Origin of the sequence: Erythrobacter sp. SD-21 (assembly GCF_000181515.1) — a bacterium.
GTDB lineage: Bacteria > Pseudomonadota > Alphaproteobacteria > Sphingomonadales > Sphingomonadaceae > Qipengyuania.
On the sequence record NZ_ABCG01000001.1, the window covers coordinates 432,651 to 451,693 of the forward strand.

A 19,043-nucleotide genomic window follows, 5' to 3' on the forward strand; every position below is an offset into this window, starting at 1 on the left:
GCTGCCTTGGCCGGGTCGCTGGAAGGTCGGAGCCGCGCGGATAAGGCGCTTAGCAAAGGCCGGCCCGCCCTCGTCTGGCGCAAGGTCGTTGCCGATACGGTGACACCCGTTGGCGCCGCGCTACGCCTGATCGAGGAAGGGCGCGGGGATTTCCTGCTCGAATCGGTTGAGAGTAGCGAGGTTCGCGGGCGGTACAGCCTGCTCGGCCTCGATCCCGATCTCGTTTTCCGCGCCGAGGGTAACGAGGCCGCGATCAACCGACACTGGCGGCAGGACCGAGAGGACTTCACGCCGTCCACTGGCGGCACGCTCTCTGCCATGCGCGCGCTCATGGCCGAATGCCGGATCGACGTGCCGGAGGATCTGCCCCCAGCCCTTGCCTGCCTCGTCGGCTATTTCGGATACGAGACCATCGGCCTGGTCGAGAAACTACCGCGTCCTGACGAGCAGGCGCTGGACCTCCCCGACATGCTCTTTGTGCGCCCGACCCTGCTGCTGGTGTTCGACAGTCTGAAGGACACGCTGTTTTGCATCGCGCCGCTGTGGCCCAAGAACGGCACCGCTGCTGCACAGATCGGGTCGGCGGAAGAGCGGATCGATGCGGTCCTTGCCCGCCTCGACGCAGGCCTCGACCGCGCCTCACCGTTTGCGCAGTCGCATGACGAGCCGACGCCGCAGCCCGTCATGGAGCCGGGGGATTACGCGGCGATGGTGGACCGGGCCAAGGAATACATCACTGCGGGAGATATCTTTCAGGTGGTCCTCTCGCAGCGCTTCACCGCGCCTTTCGAACTGCCCCCCATCGCGCTCTACCGTGCGCTGCGCCGCGTGAACCCCTCGCCCTTCCTCTATTTCCTCGACCTGCCCGGCTTTGCCGTCGTGGGATCGAGCCCGGAAATCCTCGTCCGCGTGCGCGATGGCGAAGTGACCGTGCGCCCAATCGCCGGGACGCGTCCGCGCGGCGCGAACGCCGAGGAAGACCGGGCGGCCGAAGCCTCGCTGCTGGCCGATCCCAAGGAAAGGGCCGAGCATCTCATGCTTCTCGACCTCGGCCGCAACGATGTCGGACGGGTGGCGAGCAGCGGCAGCGTCACTGTCACCGACAGCTTCACGGTCGAACGCTACAGCCACGTGATGCACATCGTCAGCAATGTGGTGGGCCGGCTCGAACCGTCGAAGGACGCTGTCGACGCGCTGTTCGCGGGCTTTCCCGCAGGCACAGTCAGCGGCGCGCCGAAGGTGCGGGCCTGCGAGGTCATTGCCGAGCTTGAGCCAGCCACCCGCGGCCCCTATGCGGGCGGCGTCGGCTATTTCGCGCCCGACGGCTCGCTCGACAGCTGCATCGTCCTGCGCACGGCCGTGGTGAAGGACGGCACGATGCATGTGCAGGCCGGCGCCGGGATAGTCGCGGACAGCGATCCCGCCTATGAACAACGCGAGTGCGAGGCCAAGGCCGGCGCGCTCTTCGCAGCAGCACGCGAAGCGGTCCGCCTCGCACAGGAACCCGGTTACGGACAATGAAATACGCTTTCCTCGCCCTTCCCCTGCTTGCGCTCACCGCTTGCGAGCCTGCGCCCGAGGGTGAGCCGGTCACCCGCACCCGCATCGATGGCAACGCTCCCGCCCCCAGCCCGAGCGCGACGGAAACGGCTTCGGGCACGACACAGGTCGAAAGCGCCTGTCGCTCGATCATCTTCGAGGACACCCCGCTTACCCATTGCCTCGCGACGCCCGCGCGCCATCGCATATCGATGGACCTCAGCCCTTCGGGCGAGGTGCCCTATCGCAGCCTTTCCGCCTATTCCCAGGCACATTCCGCAGGCACAATCGCCTTTGCCATGAACGCGGGCATGTATGACGACGAGGGCAAGCCCATCGGCTATTACGTTGAGGACGGTGATCGCCTGCAGACCCTCAGCACAAGCGATGGAGAGGGCAATTTCCACATGAAGCCCAACGGCGTGTTTTTCGGCAGCGGCGACGCCTGGGAAGTGCGCACCACCGACGACTTCCTCGCCAATGTCCGCGAACGGCCGCAGTTCGGCACACAATCGGGCCCGATGCTCGTAATCGATGGCAAGCTCCACCCCGAAATCGCGCAGGACGGCGATTCCCGTCTCGTCCGCAACGGCGTGGGCGTCGACGAAAGGGGGCGCGCGCATTTCGTCATCTCCAACGCGCCGATCAGCTTCGGCAAGCTGGCGCGCTTCTACCGTGACGAACTGGAGGTGAAGAACGCGCTTTATCTCGACGGCAATGTCTCTGCGCTCTGGAACCCGGCGACGGGCCGCCTCGACACGGGCGCACCGATCGGCCCCATCGTGGTCGTCGAGAAAAAGGAACAATCCGATGATTGAGTACGAGCGCGGCCTCTATCCGGAGATCGAACCCTACGAGACCGGCCTGCTCGACGTCGGCGACGGCCACTCGCTCTATTACGAGCGCGTCGGCACGCCGGGCGGCAAGCCCGCGGTGTTTCTCCACGGCGGACCGGGTGGCGGAATGTCGCCCAGCCATCGCCGGCAGTGGGACCCGGAGCTCTATGACGTCCTCCTCTTCGACCAGCGCGGCTGCGGCAAATCGCTGCCCTTCGCCGAGATCGAACACAACGACACCTGGCGTATCGTCGAGGATATCGAGAAACTGCGCCAAATGTGCGGCCATGAGAAATGGCAGGCGTTTGGCGGCAGCTGGGGCGCAACGCTCGCTCTCGCCTACGCCCAGACGCATCCGGAACGCGTGAGCGAGATCGTCCTTCGCGGCGTTTTCCTCGCGCGCCAGAAGGAAAAGGACTGGCTCTACACCTACGGCGCGAGCGAGATCATGGCCGAACAATGGGACGATTTCGCCGGTCTCATCCCCGAAGGTGAGCGCTCCAATCTCGTCCAGGCCTATTACGATCGCCTCACCAGCGACGACGAACCCACCCGCCTTGCCGCCGCGCGCGAATGGTCGCTGTGGGAAGGCAATGTCGCCACACTGCTGCCCGACGAGGAGTTGCTCGACAGTTTCGGCGATCCGGCCAAGGCCGTCCCCTTCGCCCGTATCTGCGCCAAGTTCTTCCTGCAGGACTTCTTCCTGGAAGAAGCGCAGCTGCTGAAGAACGTCGACAAGATCAAGCACATCCCCGGTATCATCGTGCAAGGGCGTCACGACATCTGCACCCCGCCCACTTCGGCATGGGAGCTGAAGAAAGCGTGGCCCGAAGCCGAGCTGTGGATCGTCCATGATGCGGGGCATTCGGCGGGCGAACCGGGCATCATCGAGGGCCTCGTGCGCGCGACCGACAAGCTTGCTGGCAAGGAGGCGTGATCGCTCTGGCAGCTTTCCTTGCTTGAAAGCGAGGGCAGCCGCCGCCAATCATTCTGCACCCATGACCGCCAACCGATCCATCCTCGTCATCGACAATTACGACAGCTTCACCTTCAACCTGGTCCATTACCTGATGGAACTGGGGGCCGAGGTGGAGGTGGTGCGCAACGACGCCATCACCGCCGAAGAAGCGCTGACCAAGGACGCGGCGGGATATTTGATCTCGCCCGGCCCCTGCACGCCCAATGAGGCCGGAATCAGCCTCGACCTCGTAGCGGCTTGTGCGCAGGAGAAGAAACCGCTGCTCGGCGTGTGCCTCGGCCACCAGTCGATTGGTCAGCATTTCGGCGGCACGGTCGTGCGCGGCGGGCTGATGCACGGCAAGACCAGCGATCTCACCCATGACGGCGCCGGCGTTTTTGCCGGACTGCCCTCCCCCTATACGGCGACGCGCTACCATTCGCTCGTGGTCGAGGACATTCCCGACTGCCTCGTGATCAACGCCACCAGCGAAACACCCGGTCTCGACGGATCGAGCGTGATGGGCTTCCGCCACCGCGAATTGCCCATCCACGGAGTCCAGTTCCACCCCGAAAGCATTGCCACCGAGCACGGCCACGCCCTCCTCGCCAACTTCCTCGAACTGTGCGGGATCGCAACCAAGGTGCCAGCATGAAGACGCTTCCCTCCGCCGACACCCATCTCACAGAAAGCGACGCTCACGAGATTTTCGGCTGGATCCTCGACGGCGAGACGAGTGACGAGGAAATCGGCCGCTTTCTGGTCGAGATGTCCGCCCGTAGCGAAACTTCGGAGGAAATCGCCGGGGCTGCGCGGGCCTTGCGCGAACGGCTGATCCCCATCGACGCGCCCGAAGGAACAGTCGACTGTTGCGGCACCGGCGGCGACGGACACCACACGCTCAATGTCTCGACGGCAGTTAGCCTTCTGGTCGCGGCGTCCGGCGTACCGGTAGCGAAGCATGGCAACCGTGCCGCCAGCTCCAAATCGGGCGCCGCGGACACGCTCGAAGCGCTCGGGCTCGACATGGAAGCGGCGGGAAGAACCGCCGAGAAGACTCTGAACAAATTGGGTATTTGTTTCCTTTTCGCCAAGAACCACCACCCGGCCATGGGGTGCATCCAGCCCATTCGCCAGAAGTTGGGCGTGCGCACGATCTTCAACCTGATGGGCCCGCTGTCGAACCCCGCTGGCGTCACGCGCCAGCTCATCGGCATCGCGCGCCCGGCCTATGTCCCGATCTACGCAGCGGCAAAGGCGAAGCTCGGGACCGAGCGCACCTTCATCGCCTCGGGCGACGAGGGCCTGGACGAACTCAGCCTCGCAGGCGGCAACGAGCTTGCCGACGTGAAGGGTAATGAATTCGAGATGCGCCGTGTCATCGCTGTGCAGGCCAACCTGCCCCACGCGCCGGTCGAGGCGATCCGCGGCGGCGATCCGGCCCATAATGCCAAGGCCCTCGAAGCGCTGCTCATGGGCGCCCCAGGGCCCTATCGCGACGCTGTCTTGTTCAACACCGCCGCGACGCTGATCGTTGCCGGCCAGACGAGCGACTGGACCGAGGGCGCCGAGATGGGCGCCGAGGCGATCGATTCCGGGCGCGCCAAGCAGCTCCTCGCCGACTGGATTGCGCTGGCCAAATGAACAAGCTCGAGCAGATTTGCGCGACCAAGCGCGAGGAAGTGGCGGCACGCAAGGGCGAACGAAGCCTTGCCGACCTCGAAACGCTGGCCACCGAACAGAGCGCGCCGCGCGGGTTCCTTGCCGCGCTGGAACAAGCGCAGTCAGCGGGCTTCGGTCTTATTGCGGAGATCAAGAAGGCCTCGCCGTCGAAAGGCCTCATCCGTCCCGACTTCCAGCCCGCGGATCACGCGCGCGCTTATGCCGCAGGGGGCGCGGCCTGCCTCTCGGTCCTGACCGACGCGCCCTATTTCCAGGGGCACGAGGATTATCTCGTCGCGGCGCGGGCCGCCTGCGACCTGCCCGTCCTGCGCAAGGATTTCATGGTCGATCCCTGGCAGGTCACAGAGGCGCGCGCCATCGGGGCCGATGCGATCCTGATTATCGTGGCCGCGCTAGACGATACGCAGATGACGGAGATCGAAGCGGCTGCCTTCGAGCAGGGAATGGATGTGCTGGTCGAAGTCCATGACGCCATGGAAATGGAGCGCGCGTCGCGATTGAAGTCACGCCTTCTCGGAGTGAACAACCGCAACCTCAGGACATTCGAGACCGATCTTGCCACGACGGAAGAACTTGCAAAGCGCGCTCCGGCCGATCGACTGATGATCGGGGAGAGTGGTATCTTCTCGCATGACGATTGCCAACGCCTGGCCCGCGCGGGTGTGCGCAGTTTCCTCGTCGGCGAGAGCCTGATGCGGCAGGACGATGTCGAGGCGGCAACCCGTTGCCTCCTCAAAGGCTGATCCTCTGTCCTACCGTGCGCATTCGTGGCATGTAGCGGCCATGAACTCGATCCCCCCGCATTCGCTCGCTAGTGCCCGAAGCCTTTCGCAGCGCGGCTGTGCGGCAGGGGGGATTTCTTTCCCAGGACCGTGTTCCATGTGTTCCATCGTTCAGCTTGAGGGCGAGGTTCGATGAACGGGCTGACCCATCTCGACGAAACCGGCGCGGCGCGCATGGTCGATGTGAGTGCGAAGCCCGAGACCAAACGTTCGGCCATGGCCGGGGGGCGTATTCGGATGCGGTCCGATGCTCTCGAGGCTATGCTCTCGGGCAATGTGCCGAAAGGTGACGCCCTCGCCACGGCACGGATCGCCGGCATCATGGCTGCCAAGAAGACCGGCGAGTTGATCCCGCTCTGCCATCCCCTCGGGCTGGAAAGCGTGACCATCGACTTCGAGCGCGAATCGGACGCGATCCGCGTCACCGCCACAGCCGGATTGACCGGAAGGACCGGTGTCGAAATGGAGGCAATGACCGCCGCGAGCGTCGCGCTGCTCACGCTGTACGACATGGGCAAGGCGCTCGACCGGGGCATGGTGATCGAGGGCGTCCGCCTCCTTGCCAAGACCGGCGGCAAGTCCGGCAAATGGCATGCGGGGGACTGAAACGGGAACGCCTGTTCTCGCGCAACTGCCTCCAAAACGGGGGGATTGCTTGACTTGGCAAAAATGGTTGCCTAATTGTTCCACATTCGTTCACAACCTTGTGAACAGATAATGTGACAAGGACCATGGGGAGAACCCGATGCTGACTGCCAAGCAGCACGAACTGATACGCTTCATTCAGCAGAAGCTGGAAGAAACCGGCATTTCGCCTTCGTTCGAAGAGATGAAGGAAGCGCTCGACCTCAAGAGCAAGTCGGGCGTGCACCGACTGATCTCGGCTCTGGAGGAACGCGGCTTCATCCGTCGTCTGCCCAACCGGGCGCGCGCTCTGGAAGTGATCAAGCTGCCCGAGGATTCGGTCACCAGCCCGTCCAAGCCGGCGGCTCCCGCCAACGACACGGTCGTCGCGGTGCATGCGCCGAAAACGGCGGCTCCGGAACCCGCTAACGACATCATAGAAGTGCCGCTGCACGGTCGGATTGCCGCCGGTGCCCCGATCGAGGCGATCGAGGGACAGGCTTCGATGCCGGTTCCCGCGGCCCTGCTCGGCCCGGGCGATCACTACGCGCTGGAAGTCAGCGGCGATTCCATGATCGAAGCGGGTATCTTCGATGGCGACTTCGCGCTCGTGAAACGCGCCGAAACCGCACGCGATGGCGAGATCGTGGTGGCGCTCGTCGATAACGAGGAAGCGACGCTCAAATACCTGCGCAAGGAAGGCGGCATGGTGCGGCTCGATCCGGCCAATGGGGCTTACGAACCGCAGATCTACGAAGCAGGGCGGGTAAAGGTTCAGGGCAAGCTTGCCGGCCTGCTGCGCCGTTATCACTGAGGCATAACAGTAATGAGACGGGGGTGCAGGCGTCGTCACTGCCCCCCTTCCTTCAGCTAGCGGTCGGCCCTTTTTCACCAGCCATGCTGTCCTTGGCGACTTCCGACGGTGTCGATACGTTCATCGGCGAGATAAATCGCCGTTCCGCCGTTCGCCGCCAGATATCGCCCGTCGGCCTTCAGCCACCGTGGCAGGCAACTCCTCGGAAGCCAGCGACTTGCGATGACGATATCGGCGCGTTCACAAGCCGCCGCCAAGGCCCGCTCATCGATTTGCTGGCGGCTGCGGGCAAGCAGCAAGTGCCAGGTCCCTCCGCCGCGGACCACCGGCAGGCTGCAGAAATCTGCGCTGCACCGGGCGCCGGGCCATGTGTCCATCGAATGCGGCAGCGCTTCGGTACCGGCAAGTTCCACCAGGTTCTCCTGCGCATAGGAGCCGGGCGAGTCGCGCAGCACGAAAAGCCGCCCATCTCCGTCGACAAGACCCACATCCCTGCCGTCGCGGGCGATGAGGATATCGGGCGCGGCAGAGATGCTCAGGAGCAGCGCGCCGAGCGAGGCAGGAACAAGACCCAGAATTCTCGCCCTTCCCCGCCACAGAGCCAGCCACAAGCCGCCCGCCACGCAAAGGAGTACTGTGGGAAGGCCGATATGGGGGACCAGACGTACCGCACCGGGTTGCTCGGCCGTAGTGTGCGCGATGAGCAGAAGAAGGTCGAGCGATTGTCCCGCAAACCACCACACCGGCGCGCCGAGCCCGATCAAGTCCAACGTAAGGGCTATGGCAATGAGCGGCATCGACACGAAAGTAACGAGAGGAATGGCAATGACATTTGCGAAGGCCCCGTAAAGCCCCGCCCGGTGGAAATGGAAAAGCACGATGGGTGTCAACGCGATCTCGATGACCAGTCCCGTGACGAACAGCATTAGGATACGTCGCGAGAGCCAGCGCACCCACACTTCCTCCTGGGGCGCCAAAAAGTCGCGCACCGGCCTGGCGTTGTGCAGCGCCACAATTGCGATGACTGCGGCAAAACTCATCTGGAAGCTCGGCCCCACGAGGGACTCCGGCCAAATCAGCAGGACCACGGCCGCAGCGGCCGCGACCATCCGCATCGAGAGCGGCTCTCGCCCCAAGGCCAGCGCAATCAGGACGAGAACCGCGCCAATGCAACTTCGCACCGTAGGCACCTGCGCGCCGGTGAGCAGCGTGTATCCTATCCCGACACCCGCCGCGATGGCCGCAGCAAGCAAGGGCAGCCGCACGCGCAAGGTCAGCCACGGCCACAAAGCCAGAATCTTGAGCGCGAGGAAATAGGCCGCGGCGATCACCGCACTTACATGCAGCCCGCTGATCGAGAGCAGATGGGTGAGGCCGGCATCGCGCATCGCGACTTCATCGGCCTCGGAAATCGCGCCGCGATCCCCGCTTGCGAAGGCTGCGGCAATGCTCCCGGAGGATCCGCCGAGTTCGCCCCTCACATGCCCCGACAACCACCGCTGCATGCGCGCCAGCCCGCCCTGGTCCCCTCCGGCATTCTCGAGAATTTCGATTTCTCCCACGAGAGCGCCGGTCGCCGCGTAGCCATCGAACCATGCCCTGCGGGCAAAGTCGTATGCCCCCGGCAGCATCGGTGGGGAAGGAGGCATCAGCCGTGCACGCAAACGGACGCGGGCTCCCTCATCGAGATCGGGCATATCCTTGGCGAGCGGAACATTCACCCGAAGCTTGAGGCTCCTGCCGTTAACGGCGTCCCGTGCGGCAAGGACCAGCCTGACACGCTCTTCCGCAGGTTGTTCCTGACGTTCAAGCACGCGCGCGTCGATTTGCATCAACGAAGGCCGCTCGATCGGTTCGGCCCCGATGAGCTCGGAGCGTGCCCAGACTATGGCGATCCCTGCCGCAAACGCGAGGCCGAGGGCGGTACCCGAAAGCCTGAGCAACGCCCGCCCGTCCTCACCCTTCCAGAGGGCCAATGCGCCAAGCGAGCCTATCAAGGCGCAGCACATGGTGGCGACCCATTGCCACGGTCCCGGCAGGAGAAACCAGCTACCGATCCCGGATGCAAAGGCAATGACGAGCCAGGGGCCGCGGTCGAACCCCGATCCTTCCAGAAAGCGCTCGATCGCATCGCCGAATCTGGACATTGAAGCGCGCATGCGCCAAGGGCGCTGCACTGCCGCATCGGCGGATAATTCCGCATCGCTGATCGGAACCAGCGGCGTCCCCTGCGTCGCCATGCAAGTACCTGAAAGGAAAGAGCAAGGAATGGCAAGCGAAACCGGCAAACAGGTCGTCACGCGGTTCGCCCCCTCGCCCACCGGCTTCCTTCACATCGGCGGCGCGCGCACCGCGCTGTTCAACTGGCTCTATGCCCGCCACCACCGCGGCCGCGCGCTCCTGCGGATCGAAGACACCGATCGCAAGCGCAGCACGCAGGACGCGATCGACAAGATCATCGAAGGGCTAGACTGGCTCGGCCTCGACTACGACGAGCCGCCCCTGTTCCAGTCTGACCGCGCTGCGCGTCACGCAGAGGTGGCCAACCAGCTTCTTGAAGCCGGACACGCATACAAGTGCTACGCCACGCCCGAAGACCTCGAGGCCATGCGCGCGGAGCAGCGCGCCAACAAGCAGCCCATGCGCTACGACCGTCGCTGGCGCGACCGCGATGAAAGCGAAGCGCCGAAAGGCGCGCCATATGTGATCCGCCTCAAGGTCCCTACCGAGGGCGAGACCGTCATCGAGGACGAGGTCCAGGGCAAGGTCACGGTCCAGAACGCCGAGATTGACGATTACGTGCTGCTGCGCGCCGATGGTACGCCTACCTACATGCTTGCCGTCGTGGTGGACGATCACGACATGGGCGTTACCCATATCATCCGCGGCGATGACCACCTCAACAACGCCTTCCGCCAGCTGCCCGTGATCCGGGCGATGGATGCGATCGAAGGCGGATGGCCGGACCCGGTCTACGCCCATGTGCCGCTGATCCACGGAGCCGATGGCGCCAAGCTGTCCAAGCGCCACGGCGCGGTGGGTGTGGAAGCCTATCGCGACGAGGAAGGCGTCCTTCCCGAAGCGCTGTTCAACTACCTCCTCCGCCTTGGCTGGGGCCATGGCGATCGCGAGGAAATCACCCGCGAGGAAGCGATCGAGCTGTTCGATCTCGATGGCGTGGGCAAGAGCCCTTCGCGCTTCGACATCAAGAAGCTTCAGAACCTCAACGGGCATTACATCCGCGAGGCAGACGATGCGCGGCTTGCCGCCCTTGTCGCGGAAAAGCTGGGCGGGCATGCCCACCAGCAGCTTCTGACCGAAGCCATGCCGGTGCTGAAACCGCGTGCGAAAAGCGTCGACGAACTCGCTGAAGGCGCAGCCTTTCTCTTCAAGCAGCGCCCGCTGGAAATGACCGAGAAAGCCGCCGGGCTGCTCGACGACGAGGCACGTGTCCGCCTGGCAGGCCTTTCGGAGCGCCTTGCACAGGAAAATAACTGGACATTGGAGGCTCTCGAAGCCACTACGAAATCGTATGCCGAACAGCTCGAACTGGGCCTCGGCAAGCTGGCGCAGCCCATGCGGGCGGCGTTGACGGGCACAACCACGTCGCCCGGAATTTTCGATGTACTGGTCCTGCTGGGCAAGGAAGAGTCGCTGGCGCGTATCGACGCGCAGGCCTCGCCCGCAGGCAAGGAATAAGACGGACCAAGGAGACACGCGTGGCCGACAAGCAGGCAACTCTCAATCTCGGCGATCAGGCCCAGGACTTCCCCGTACTGGAGGGAAGCGTCGGACCCGACGTTATCGACATCCGCAAGCTCTACGGGGCGACCGGCAAGTTCACCTACGATCCGGGCTACAAGTCCACTGCAAGCTGCGAAAGTGCGCTCACCTATATCGACGGTGAAGCCGGCGTCCTGCTGCACCGCGGCTATCCGATCGGCCAGCTCGCCGAACACTCCAGCTTAATGGAAGTCGCCTACCTCCTGCTCAACGGCGAACTGCCGAACCGAGACGAGCTCGACGATTTCGACAACACGATCACGCGCCACACCATGGTGCACGACCAGCTGCGCCAGTTCTACCAGGGCTTCCGCCGTGATGCGCACCCGATGGCCATCATGTGCGGCGTGGTCGGCGCGCTGTCCGCGTTCTATCACGACAGCACCGACATCTCCGATCCCGAACAGCGCAAGATCGCCAGCCACCGTCTCATCGCCAAGATGCCGACGATTGCGGCGATGGCGTACAAATATGCGGTCGGCCAGCCCTTCATGCAGCCGAAGAACGACCTCAGCTACACGGGCAACTTCCTGCGTATGACCTTCGGCGTTCCGGCCGAAGAGTATGAAGTGCACCCTGCAATCGAGAAGGCGATGGACCGGATCTTCATCCTCCATGCCGATCACGAACAGAACGCTTCTACCTCGACCGTGCGCCTTGCCGGTTCGTCGGGCGCGAACCCCTTCGCCTGCATCGCGGCCGGCATCGCCTGCCTGTGGGGCCCGGCGCATGGCGGCGCGAACGAAGCGGCGCTCAACATGCTGCAGGAAATCGGCTCGCCCGATCGCATCCCGCACTACATCGAACGCGCCAAGGACAAGAACGACCCGTTCCGCCTGATGGGCTTCGGTCACCGCGTCTACAAGAACTACGACCCGCGCGCGACGGTCATGCAGCAGACGCTGCGCGAAGTGTTCGAAGCGCTCAACGTCAGCGACCCGGTCTTCGAAACCGCTCTACAACTGGAAGAGCTTGCGCTGAACGACGATTACTTCAAGGAAAAGAAGCTCTTCCCGAACGTGGACTTCTACTCGGGTATCATCCTGAATTCGATCGGCTTCCCGACGACCATGTTCACCGCGCTCTTCGCCCTCGCCCGGACCGTGGGCTGGGTCGCGCAGTGGAACGAGATGATTTCGGATCCCGGCCAGGTCATCGGCCGTCCGCGCCAGCTCTATACCGGCCCGACGGAGCGCGATTATACGCCCATCGGCCAGCGCTGAGTTCGCTAGCAACTATAAGGATCAGGGGCGCTTCGGCGCCCCTTTTTCATGGCCTCAACCCGCTTCTTTGGAGCCAGCTGGGACTGACAAAGTGAAGCGAGCACCCTGACCGGGAGCGCTTTCCACCGTCAGGTCGCCGCCCATGGCCCGCGCTATCCGGCGCGAGATGTAGAGGCCGAGACCCGATCCGCCGTCTTCTCCGCGGCCGAGGCGTTCGAATTTCTCGAACACCTTCTCCTGTTGCTCCTCATCGAGCCCATAGCCCTGATCGGCGACGGTAATCGTCGCCCGCTCGCCAATCTCGTCGAGCCTAATCCAGACGCGGCTCTTTTCCGGCGAATAGCGGATGGCGTTGCCGATAAGGTTGAGCAGGACCTGCAGGACCCGTCTGAACTCGGCGACGGCTAGTTGGCTTTCACCCTCGGGCGGAGGATCGAGCGTAATGTCGCGTTCGGCAGCGCGCACACCGAGGATGCCGCAGGCGCGCCGCGCAACATCGGCAAGGTCGATGTGGTCGGGAGCGGTGGAAAAGTCCTCCGCTTCCACCACTTCGAGATCCGCCAAATCGTCGATCAGCCCGAGAAGGTGCTGGCCTGCGCTCGCGATATCGGCGGCATATTCGCTGTATTCGTCCTTGAGCGGGCCTGCGAGCTTGGTGCGGATTGTTTCCGCGTTGGCGATGATCCTGTTGACCGGCTGCCTGAGCACCGGGGTTAGATCGCGTCCGAGTGATGGTGTGCGAGCCGCTGCCTGGCCGATAGCCCTGAGCGGTTCGTTTGCGCTCAGGTGCAGAACGAAACCTGCGCTTCCCGGTTCTGGCTGGCCCAGCGGCTCGAGAAATGCCGTCCATTGCCGCTTTGATCCGGCCATCCGGCATGCCGCACCGTCGAGCAGGCGCCAGTGAGCTGGCTGTTCGAGGACATTACCGGTCAGTGTGACGAAATCTGTCCACGGTCGCCCGATCCCCTTCGCCGCAATGCCGACGAATTCGACGAGGTCGGGAGCGTCGCTCTCTATTGAAAGGATGCGCTGGCCCGGGTCGAGCCGCGCCGTGCACTCGGCCAGATGGCGATTGATTTCGGTCTGTCGCTGGGCTGCTTTCGTTTCGGCTTCCGGGGCGACGTCCTCCACCTGCCAGTTCGAAATAGCGATCTCGCATCCTGCGGCTTCGTCGAATCCAGGCGAGATGTCGGCCCAGGCGGTTACGCGCTCGTGGTCTTGGCTTGCGCTGAACTGGCGCGAAAGACGCAGACCGTACTCACGCGCCTTTACGACGAGGGCAAGCAATTCGGGAATGGCCAGGGTTTGTCCGAGTTCCCCTCCGCAGGCGCGGTTGAGCACTCCAAGCCTGTCATCGGCCTCGATAAGGCGATGCTCGTCGTCAGTCAGGCCGCGAGCGATATAGTGTGTGGCGACGCTGCTCACGCGCCGCGCTCCAGAACCTGGACAGCGTCCAGCAACATGCCGCGCGCCGCGTCCTCATCGATGTCTTCAAGGCCAGCGAACGGAGCAGCGCCCGGATGCAGACGGAGGAGCAATTCGTCGATCCGCCTTGGTTCGATCCCGGACGCCCGTAGGCCAAGCGCGAGCCGTACGGTCTGACGCGCATGGCTCGACAGGACGGCGAACTCGCGCGGCTGTCCGGAGTGGACCGACAGCGCGCTGAAGAACAGGCCGGCCCCTGCCTTGTCGAGCAGGAGGGCACTGCGAGCACCCGGCCCCGCGACAAGTCGGGCGAAAAGGGCGAGCCTTCCCGCGCTCTCGTCGTAGGCATGTCGCATCTTGCTCTCGGCACGGTCGACGGCCTCGCTGGAAGTTTCTCCGCAATAGCGGCGCCATGCGCGCAGTGTTTTGTGCAAGAGGTCTCCGGGCAGTTCGTTGAGCGGCAATTCCATGCGCCGTTGGGACTGTGTGAATCGCGCTTGCGCTGCGAGGGCGGCCATCGCGCTGCTGGAAGTCGCGCTCTCGTCATCGGCAATCATTTTCTGAAGCAGGGGCGAAAGTACGGGGTCGAGACCGTTCTCGGCCTCCAGTCTTTCGGTCAGCTGCCATTCCAGTGCCAAGGCATGGCAATGGGCGAGAAGCGCCGGAGATGCCTGGAAATGTTCGGACAGAGCGGCTCCGTGGCGCTCGACGAAAGCATCGCGGCCTGTTTGCCCGGTGGCTTCCGCCTGCATCCGCAAAACCTGTCGCGCAAGGTGGGCCAGCATTCCGCGGACCCGGGCGACGATTTCGTCGCTGAAGAGCGAATAGTCGGGTGCCGATAGCAAGTGACCGAGAATGGGGCCCACGCCAGCCAGCATCGCGTCGCCTCGCGCCAGTTCCAGGCGCAAGGTTTCGCTAGCCGCGCGAGCAGTGTCGTTCGAGGCGTGAGCTCGGTCCATCATCACGGATTTAGTGGGCTGTGGTTAATTCGCCGTTAGTCGCCGCGAAGGGTGGGAAAGAAGCGCGTCGCGAGCACCAAGAGGGCAATGGCTGCTGCCATTTCGGTCGAAAATCCCAAGAAAGCGGCTGGGGCAAGGAGGACGCCCAGAAGGATGCGGTCGGCATAGGTCGCCCGCCACTTCTTGCTGGAATAATTTTCACCGAGGCGAAGCAGGCCGAAGAGCACCAGGGGAACGAAGGCGCGCAGGAATCCGAATTCTTTAGGTGCGGAAATGGTCAGCAGGAGGATGAAAACCGGATCGATGGCGTGACCTAGCAGGCGGTGGAGCAGGCCGTGATTGGTCTTCGGCCTGCTGAGCTGCGCGACCCGATCGACCACACCTGCCATATGGCCGAACAGCGCAGCGAGACCGGTCATTGCAATACCGGCGGCCGGAAAGCCGAACGCCGCAAGTCCCAGGGCCGTGATCACGGAGGCCATGGCTGCCAGGATCGGGACCGATTCTGCGGATTGGCCGAGGATATCGCGCGCAAGTCGTGCCCCCGCCCTTTCGGCGACGGCAAGTCCGGGCGCGCGGAAGGCGATCTTGCGACGCTGCGCATCGATCCAGCGCTTCTCGCGCGCATCGAGCTCCGCGCGGTCGGCATCTATATGCCAGTGCCCCTCACTCAACAGATCGCGATCCAGGTGGCGGATCGGACTGCCCGATTGCAGCGAAAGCCGCATCAAGGTGCTCGGGACATCTACGTCGCCCGGCAACTCCGCGAGCCGCTCGACGATCCTTCCCGGGACCAGCATCACCCCGCCCCACGCCAGTTCGAGATCGATCCTCTCATAGCCGAGCGGCACTGCGGTATCTGCCGGAAATGCCAGCACGCCTTTGCCGGTGAGAGTTTCTTCCACTTCGGCATCGTCCGGCAAGACACCCGGAGCGACCACGAACAGCTCGTCGTCAGCGGTCACCATTCCAGACAGGCGCGATGGGTGCCGGATAGCCCGGAACTTTATCCCGGCACTTTCCGCGCGACCCTGGAGTTCGACCACCTCTCGCTCGACCGCATCGACAAGGCAGGCCACCCGCTCACAGCCAAGCTTTATTGCAAGGTCCAGCTGTCGCTCCACCACCATCGCGCCTGCAAACGCTGCGAAGGCTGGGCGCACAGTTCCCGGCTTGGGAGCGCAGTCCAACGTTGACAGCAAGGCGATGCGCACGAGCGCTCCTTTGTTCCGATGCGGGAGCGATTACATAGGTGGCGCGCCGTTAGCCTGCCAAGCGCAGCCGGGCAAATGCCCACCGCTTATTCCCCCACGCCGTGCCGGTCGGCCGCCATGACACGACGAACTCACCGTGCGCTGCGGCCTTCAATAGTTAACAAGGGTTTCTGGCATGGGCGATTGTGATACAAGCGCGTCATGAGAAAACGCTCGCATATCACTGTCGTCGAAGGCGAAAACGAGACTAACGAGGGAGCCGAACAGCTTCCCGTCACCGGAACCGAGCCCGTTGAGGAGCCGGAAAGTGTCGAAAGCTACGACGAAGAAGAGTGGTTCGAGACAGAACCGACGGCCCACAGCCGTGGATGGCTGGTTCCGTCTGTAGCGTTCCTGGCTATTGCAGGATGGACCGGTTTCTTCCTGTGGGCGAACGGTGCCGCAATGCAAGCGGGCGCCAGTGCGCATGACTGGTCGGGCTGGATCGTAAACTGGTCGGTGCCGGTCCTGCTCGTCGTGGCACTCTGGATCCTTGCTTCGCGAAATTCCACCCGTGAAACGATCCGTTACGGCGAAGTCGCGCGCTCGCTTTCCGAAGAGTCGGCACTTCTCGAACGGCGTCTTGTCACCGTTAATCGCGAACTTAGCCTTGCCCGTGAGTTTCTCGGCAACCAGTCGCGCGACCTCGAATACCTCGGCCGCAGCGCTTCGGAGAAAATTTCCGAACATGCGGACAGGCTGCAGGGCCTGATCCGCAACAATGGCGAGCAGGTAGATGCTATTGCCGGAACGAGCACTGCCGCGCTCGAGAACATGGAAAAGCTGCGCGACAATCTTCCCGTCATTGCCAATTCGGCGCGCGACGTTTCCAACCAAATCGGAGGTGCGGGACGCACGGCCCAGGACCAGCTCGGAGCGTTGGTCGCCGGGTTCGAGAGGCTTAACGAATTCGGAGAGGCGAGCGAGCGTCAGGTCGGCTCGCTCAGAAAGCGGGTGGATGAAGCCTTGGCCGCTTTCACTGCACAGTCCGAAGAACTCGAAGCCATCGTCACCAACCGTTTCGCGACCCTGGCCGACGGCAGCGAAGCCATTCGAAAAGATTTGCAAGCACAGGAAATCGAGGCTCTTGCCGCCTTGCGCGCTCGCAGCATGGCGTTGCGCAGCGAACTCGCGGAAGCGCACGCCGCCGCCGGCGAAGAAGAAGAACAAGCGCTCGCGGCGTTGCGCGCCAACCGTGTAGCGCTCCGCAGCGAATTGGCAGAAGCCCATGCTGCGGCCGTCGAAGAAGAAGAGCAGGCGCTCGACGCAATGCGTGTCCGCGTGAACGCGCTGCGCGACGAGGCCGCCGGCATCGCACAATCCGTGCGCGACGGAGAAGATACCGCCCTCGGAGCTTGGGGTTCGCAGGTCGAGGCGATGAAAAAGCGGCTGGAAGACGCCGTATCGCAAATCAAGGACATCGACGAAGCTGCGCTCGACGCAGCGAACGCGAAACTCCTAGCGCTTTCCGAGGAAGCGAATGCCGTCGATGGCCGCATCACCGAGCGCAACCGGATTTTCGAGGCGGAAACGCTCCGTCGCGTCGAAGCCCTGTCTACCGCCCAGGAAGAAATCGCCCTGGCACTTGAAGGGCATATGGCTGCACTCGATGACGCCATCGCTCAGCGCCGCGAGAAGCAACGCGAACAACTCGAAAGTCTTGCCAGCGATAGCGAAGTCCTCGGGGAGCGCATCGGCTCGCTTTCGACGACCTTTAGCACCATTGCCGCCCAAGGGCACGAAGCTCGCGAAACGCTTGCCGGAGGGATCGATGCCCTCGTTGCGCAACTCCGCAGCAGCCGCGAGGCGCTCGACGGAACCGATCAGGACCTTGCCCGACTTACCGACGCAAGCGTGCGCCTTCTCGAACTTATCCAGGCCAGCGCCAAGCAGAGCGCCGACACATTGCCCAAGGCCATGGAAGCCTCCGAAGCGAGACTCGCCGAAATCGAGCGCCGCGCCGGGGAAGTACACACTCTGCTCGACCAGGCTCGTCTCACCGGAGAAACTCTGTCCGAGGGCATGGTCACAATCGAGGACCGGACCCGCACTGCGATGGAAGGCTTCGACGCCTTCCATCAGGACTTCGAGGGGACATCGGCACGCCGGATCGACAGCGTGGAACAGCTCCGCGCCAGCCTCGCTGGCCTTTCAAGCGACAGCCAGGCCCTTGCAGAACAGGTCCAGGGGGAATTGCGGGACGCGATCTCCACTCTCGAAGAAAAGGCTCGCCACGCTCTCGCTGCAATAGAGGACGAACAGGCTGGAAAGGTCGCGCATATCGCGGACACGATCAGCGAACGGAGCGTCGAACATATCAAGGCGGCACTGGCCGAGCGGACCGAAACCGCTCTTGCCGATCTTGATGAGGCCCGCACGCGGTCCAATGAGTCTGCCCGCGAGATGACCCAGAACCTGCGCGACCAGCTGGGCCGCTTAAACGAGCTAACCCTGAATCTGGAATCGCGAATTGCAAGCGCTCGTGAACAGTCGACCGACAATGTCGATGGCGATTTCGCGCGGCGCGTGGCTCTGATAACGGAAAGCCTGAATTCAAGCTCGATCGATATCGCCAAGGCTCTATCGAGCGAAGTGACCGACACCGCCTGGGCCAGCTACCTGCGCGGCGACCGCGGCATCTTCACCCGCCGGGCCGTCAGGCTGCTCGACAATTCCGAGGCGCGCGAAATCGCTGAGCTTTACGACAGCGACAGCGACTTCCGCGAACATGTGAACCGGTACATCCATGACTTCGAGGCGATGCTGCGCTCGGTGCTTGCGACCCGTGACGGCAATGCCGTCAGCGTGACGCTGCTTTCGAGCGACATGGGCAAGCTTTATGTGGTCCTTGCGCAGGCGCTGGAACGCCTCCGGCAGTAGGTCAGCGCGGTTCGGGACCCCAAAAGATCAGATCTTCGGCACTAATCCAGCCATAGCCGTAGTTGAGGACATAAAGCGTCGTCAGCACGATAGCGAGCACGCTTGCCCGCTTTGCCACGAGACCGGGGCGGAAGTTTGCCGGGGCGCTATCAGCCTGTCCCGGGACTTTTTCCATACCCACTTCCTCATGCGTTTTCACGCCGAAGGGAAGCAGAACGAACGCGCTCACCACCCAGAAGAGGGCGAAGATAGCGACGATCGAAGTCCATTCCATCGGAAGCGTC

The 19,043-nt window shown here is 63.5% G+C and carries 17 protein-coding genes; 12 read left to right on the forward strand and 5 right to left on the reverse strand.

All coding sequences use genetic code 11. The annotated features are described in order from the left end of the window. Nucleotides 1-6 precede the first annotated feature (6 nt). The 8 genes from trpE (at nucleotide 7) to lexA (ending at nucleotide 7,236) form a co-directional block, all read left to right on the forward strand. Nucleotides 7-1,521 (forward strand): anthranilate synthase component I, encoded by a 1,515-nt coding sequence (gene trpE, locus ED21_RS02145; protein WP_006832174.1) that lies wholly within the window; start codon nucleotides 7-9, stop codon nucleotides 1,519-1,521. Beyond that, nucleotides 1,518-2,357, forward strand: a complete 840-nt coding sequence (locus ED21_RS02150; RefSeq protein ID WP_006832175.1) for a phosphodiester glycosidase family protein — start codon at nucleotides 1,518-1,520, stop codon at nucleotides 2,355-2,357. The genes trpE and ED21_RS02150 overlap by 4 nt, the downstream gene beginning before the upstream one ends. After that, a complete protein-coding gene (pip, locus tag ED21_RS02155; RefSeq protein ID WP_006832176.1) occupies nucleotides 2,350-3,312 on the forward strand; it encodes a prolyl aminopeptidase in 963 nt (320 codons plus the stop codon). The genes ED21_RS02150 and pip overlap by 8 nt, the downstream gene beginning before the upstream one ends. A gap of 61 nt (nucleotides 3,313-3,373) precedes the next feature. Further along, the gene (locus tag ED21_RS02160) at nucleotides 3,374-3,988 is read left to right on the forward strand and encodes an aminodeoxychorismate/anthranilate synthase component II (RefSeq protein WP_006832177.1); all 615 of its coding nucleotides are present in this window, start codon (nucleotides 3,374-3,376) and stop codon (nucleotides 3,986-3,988) included. Continuing rightward, nucleotides 3,985-4,977 carry an anthranilate phosphoribosyltransferase gene (gene trpD, locus ED21_RS02165; RefSeq protein WP_006832178.1) on the forward strand — a complete coding sequence of 331 codons (993 nt, stop codon included), beginning with the start codon at nucleotides 3,985-3,987 and terminating at the stop codon, nucleotides 4,975-4,977. Before ED21_RS02160 ends, trpD begins: the two co-directional genes overlap by 4 nt. Further along, entirely contained in the window at nucleotides 4,974-5,759 is a 786-nt protein-coding gene (gene trpC, locus ED21_RS02170; RefSeq protein ID WP_006832179.1) for an indole-3-glycerol phosphate synthase TrpC, read from the forward strand. The genes trpD and trpC overlap by 4 nt, the downstream gene beginning before the upstream one ends. 171 nt (nucleotides 5,760-5,930) lie before the next feature. Next, nucleotides 5,931-6,404: a cyclic pyranopterin monophosphate synthase MoaC gene (gene moaC / locus ED21_RS02175; RefSeq protein ID WP_006832180.1), complete on the forward strand. Its 474-nt coding sequence runs from the start codon at nucleotides 5,931-5,933 to the stop codon at nucleotides 6,402-6,404. 139 nt (nucleotides 6,405-6,543) lie between these two features. Continuing rightward, nucleotides 6,544-7,236 (forward strand): transcriptional repressor LexA, encoded by a 693-nt coding sequence (lexA, locus tag ED21_RS02180; protein WP_006832181.1) that lies wholly within the window; start codon nucleotides 6,544-6,546, stop codon nucleotides 7,234-7,236. Between the two features lie 74 nt (nucleotides 7,237-7,310). Here the strand turns inward: lexA and ED21_RS02185 are convergent, their stop codons facing one another. Continuing rightward, nucleotides 7,311-9,476: a ComEC/Rec2 family competence protein gene (locus tag ED21_RS02185; RefSeq protein WP_006832182.1), complete on the reverse strand. Its 2,166-nt coding sequence runs from the start codon at nucleotides 9,474-9,476 to the stop codon at nucleotides 7,311-7,313. Nucleotides 9,477-9,504: 28 nt separating this feature from the next. Here ED21_RS02185 and gltX point away from each other — a divergent pair, with 28 nt between their 5' ends. Continuing rightward, nucleotides 9,505-10,935: a glutamate--tRNA ligase gene (gene gltX, locus ED21_RS02190; RefSeq protein ID WP_006832185.1), complete on the forward strand. Its 1,431-nt coding sequence runs from the start codon at nucleotides 9,505-9,507 to the stop codon at nucleotides 10,933-10,935. 20 nt (nucleotides 10,936-10,955) lie between these two features. Next, a complete protein-coding gene (locus ED21_RS02195) occupies nucleotides 10,956-12,242 on the forward strand; it encodes a citrate synthase (RefSeq protein ID WP_006832186.1) in 1,287 nt (428 codons plus the stop codon). Nucleotides 12,243-12,296: 54 nt separating this feature from the next. Here the strand turns inward: ED21_RS02195 and ED21_RS02200 are convergent, their stop codons facing one another. Genes ED21_RS02200 through ED21_RS02210 form a run of 3 tightly spaced genes read right to left on the reverse strand, consistent with a single transcriptional unit; the run spans nucleotide 12,297 to nucleotide 15,594 of the window. Further along, nucleotides 12,297-13,667, reverse strand: a complete 1,371-nt coding sequence (locus ED21_RS02200) for a sensor histidine kinase KdpD (protein WP_006832187.1) — start codon at nucleotides 13,665-13,667, stop codon at nucleotides 12,297-12,299. Continuing rightward, on the reverse strand, nucleotides 13,664-14,629 hold the full coding sequence (locus ED21_RS02205; RefSeq protein ID WP_006832188.1) for a hypothetical protein: 966 nt from the start codon (nucleotides 14,627-14,629) through the stop codon (nucleotides 13,664-13,666). The genes ED21_RS02200 and ED21_RS02205 overlap by 4 nt, the downstream gene beginning before the upstream one ends. 32 nt (nucleotides 14,630-14,661) lie before the next feature. After that, a complete protein-coding gene (locus ED21_RS02210) occupies nucleotides 14,662-15,594 on the reverse strand; it encodes a hypothetical protein (RefSeq protein ID WP_006832189.1) in 933 nt (310 codons plus the stop codon). Nucleotides 15,595-15,612: 18 nt separating this feature from the next. On the opposite strand from ED21_RS02210, the gene ED21_RS02215 reads away from it, so the two are divergent. Together ED21_RS02215 and ED21_RS02220 are read left to right on the forward strand one after the other, a co-directional pair. After that, a complete protein-coding gene (locus ED21_RS02215; protein WP_006832190.1) occupies nucleotides 15,613-15,822 on the forward strand; it encodes a hypothetical protein in 210 nt (69 codons plus the stop codon). A gap of 219 nt (nucleotides 15,823-16,041) precedes the next feature. Next, a complete protein-coding gene (locus tag ED21_RS02220) occupies nucleotides 16,042-18,759 on the forward strand; it encodes a hypothetical protein (protein WP_006832191.1) in 2,718 nt (905 codons plus the stop codon). A 1-nt stretch (nucleotide 18,760) separates the two neighbouring features. Here the strand turns inward: ED21_RS02220 and ED21_RS02225 are convergent, their stop codons facing one another. Then, nucleotides 18,761-19,033 (reverse strand): DUF1467 family protein, encoded by a 273-nt coding sequence (locus ED21_RS02225; RefSeq protein WP_034921226.1) that lies wholly within the window; start codon nucleotides 19,031-19,033, stop codon nucleotides 18,761-18,763. Nucleotides 19,034-19,043: the final 10 nt, after the last annotated feature.

Coding starts and splice junctions, on each gene's coding strand:
- ED21_RS02150 (WP_006832175.1), top strand. CDS start 1,518: ATGAAATACGCTTTCCTCGCCCTTCCCCTGCTTGCGCTCACCGCTTGC.
- pip (WP_006832176.1), top strand. CDS start 2,350: ATGATTGAGTACGAGCGCGGCCTCTATCCGGAGATCGAACCCTACGAG.
- ED21_RS02160 (WP_006832177.1), top strand. CDS start 3,374: ATGACCGCCAACCGATCCATCCTCGTCATCGACAATTACGACAGCTTC.
- trpD (WP_006832178.1), top strand. CDS start 3,985: ATGAAGACGCTTCCCTCCGCCGACACCCATCTCACAGAAAGCGACGCT.
- trpC (WP_006832179.1), top strand. CDS start 4,974: ATGAACAAGCTCGAGCAGATTTGCGCGACCAAGCGCGAGGAAGTGGCG.
- moaC (WP_006832180.1), top strand. CDS start 5,931: ATGAACGGGCTGACCCATCTCGACGAAACCGGCGCGGCGCGCATGGTC.
- lexA (WP_006832181.1), top strand. CDS start 6,544: ATGCTGACTGCCAAGCAGCACGAACTGATACGCTTCATTCAGCAGAAG.
- ED21_RS02185 (WP_006832182.1), bottom strand. CDS start 9,476: ATGGCGACGCAGGGGACGCCGCTGGTTCCGATCAGCGATGCGGAATTA.
- gltX (WP_006832185.1), top strand. CDS start 9,505: ATGGCAAGCGAAACCGGCAAACAGGTCGTCACGCGGTTCGCCCCCTCG.
- ED21_RS02205 (WP_006832188.1), bottom strand. CDS start 14,629: ATGATGGACCGAGCTCACGCCTCGAACGACACTGCTCGCGCGGCTAGC.
- ED21_RS02210 (WP_006832189.1), bottom strand. CDS start 15,594: ATGGTGACCGCTGACGACGAGCTGTTCGTGGTCGCTCCGGGTGTCTTG.
- ED21_RS02220 (WP_006832191.1), top strand. CDS start 16,042: ATGAGAAAACGCTCGCATATCACTGTCGTCGAAGGCGAAAACGAGACT.
- ED21_RS02225 (WP_034921226.1), bottom strand. CDS start 19,033: ATGGAATGGACTTCGATCGTCGCTATCTTCGCCCTCTTCTGGGTGGTG.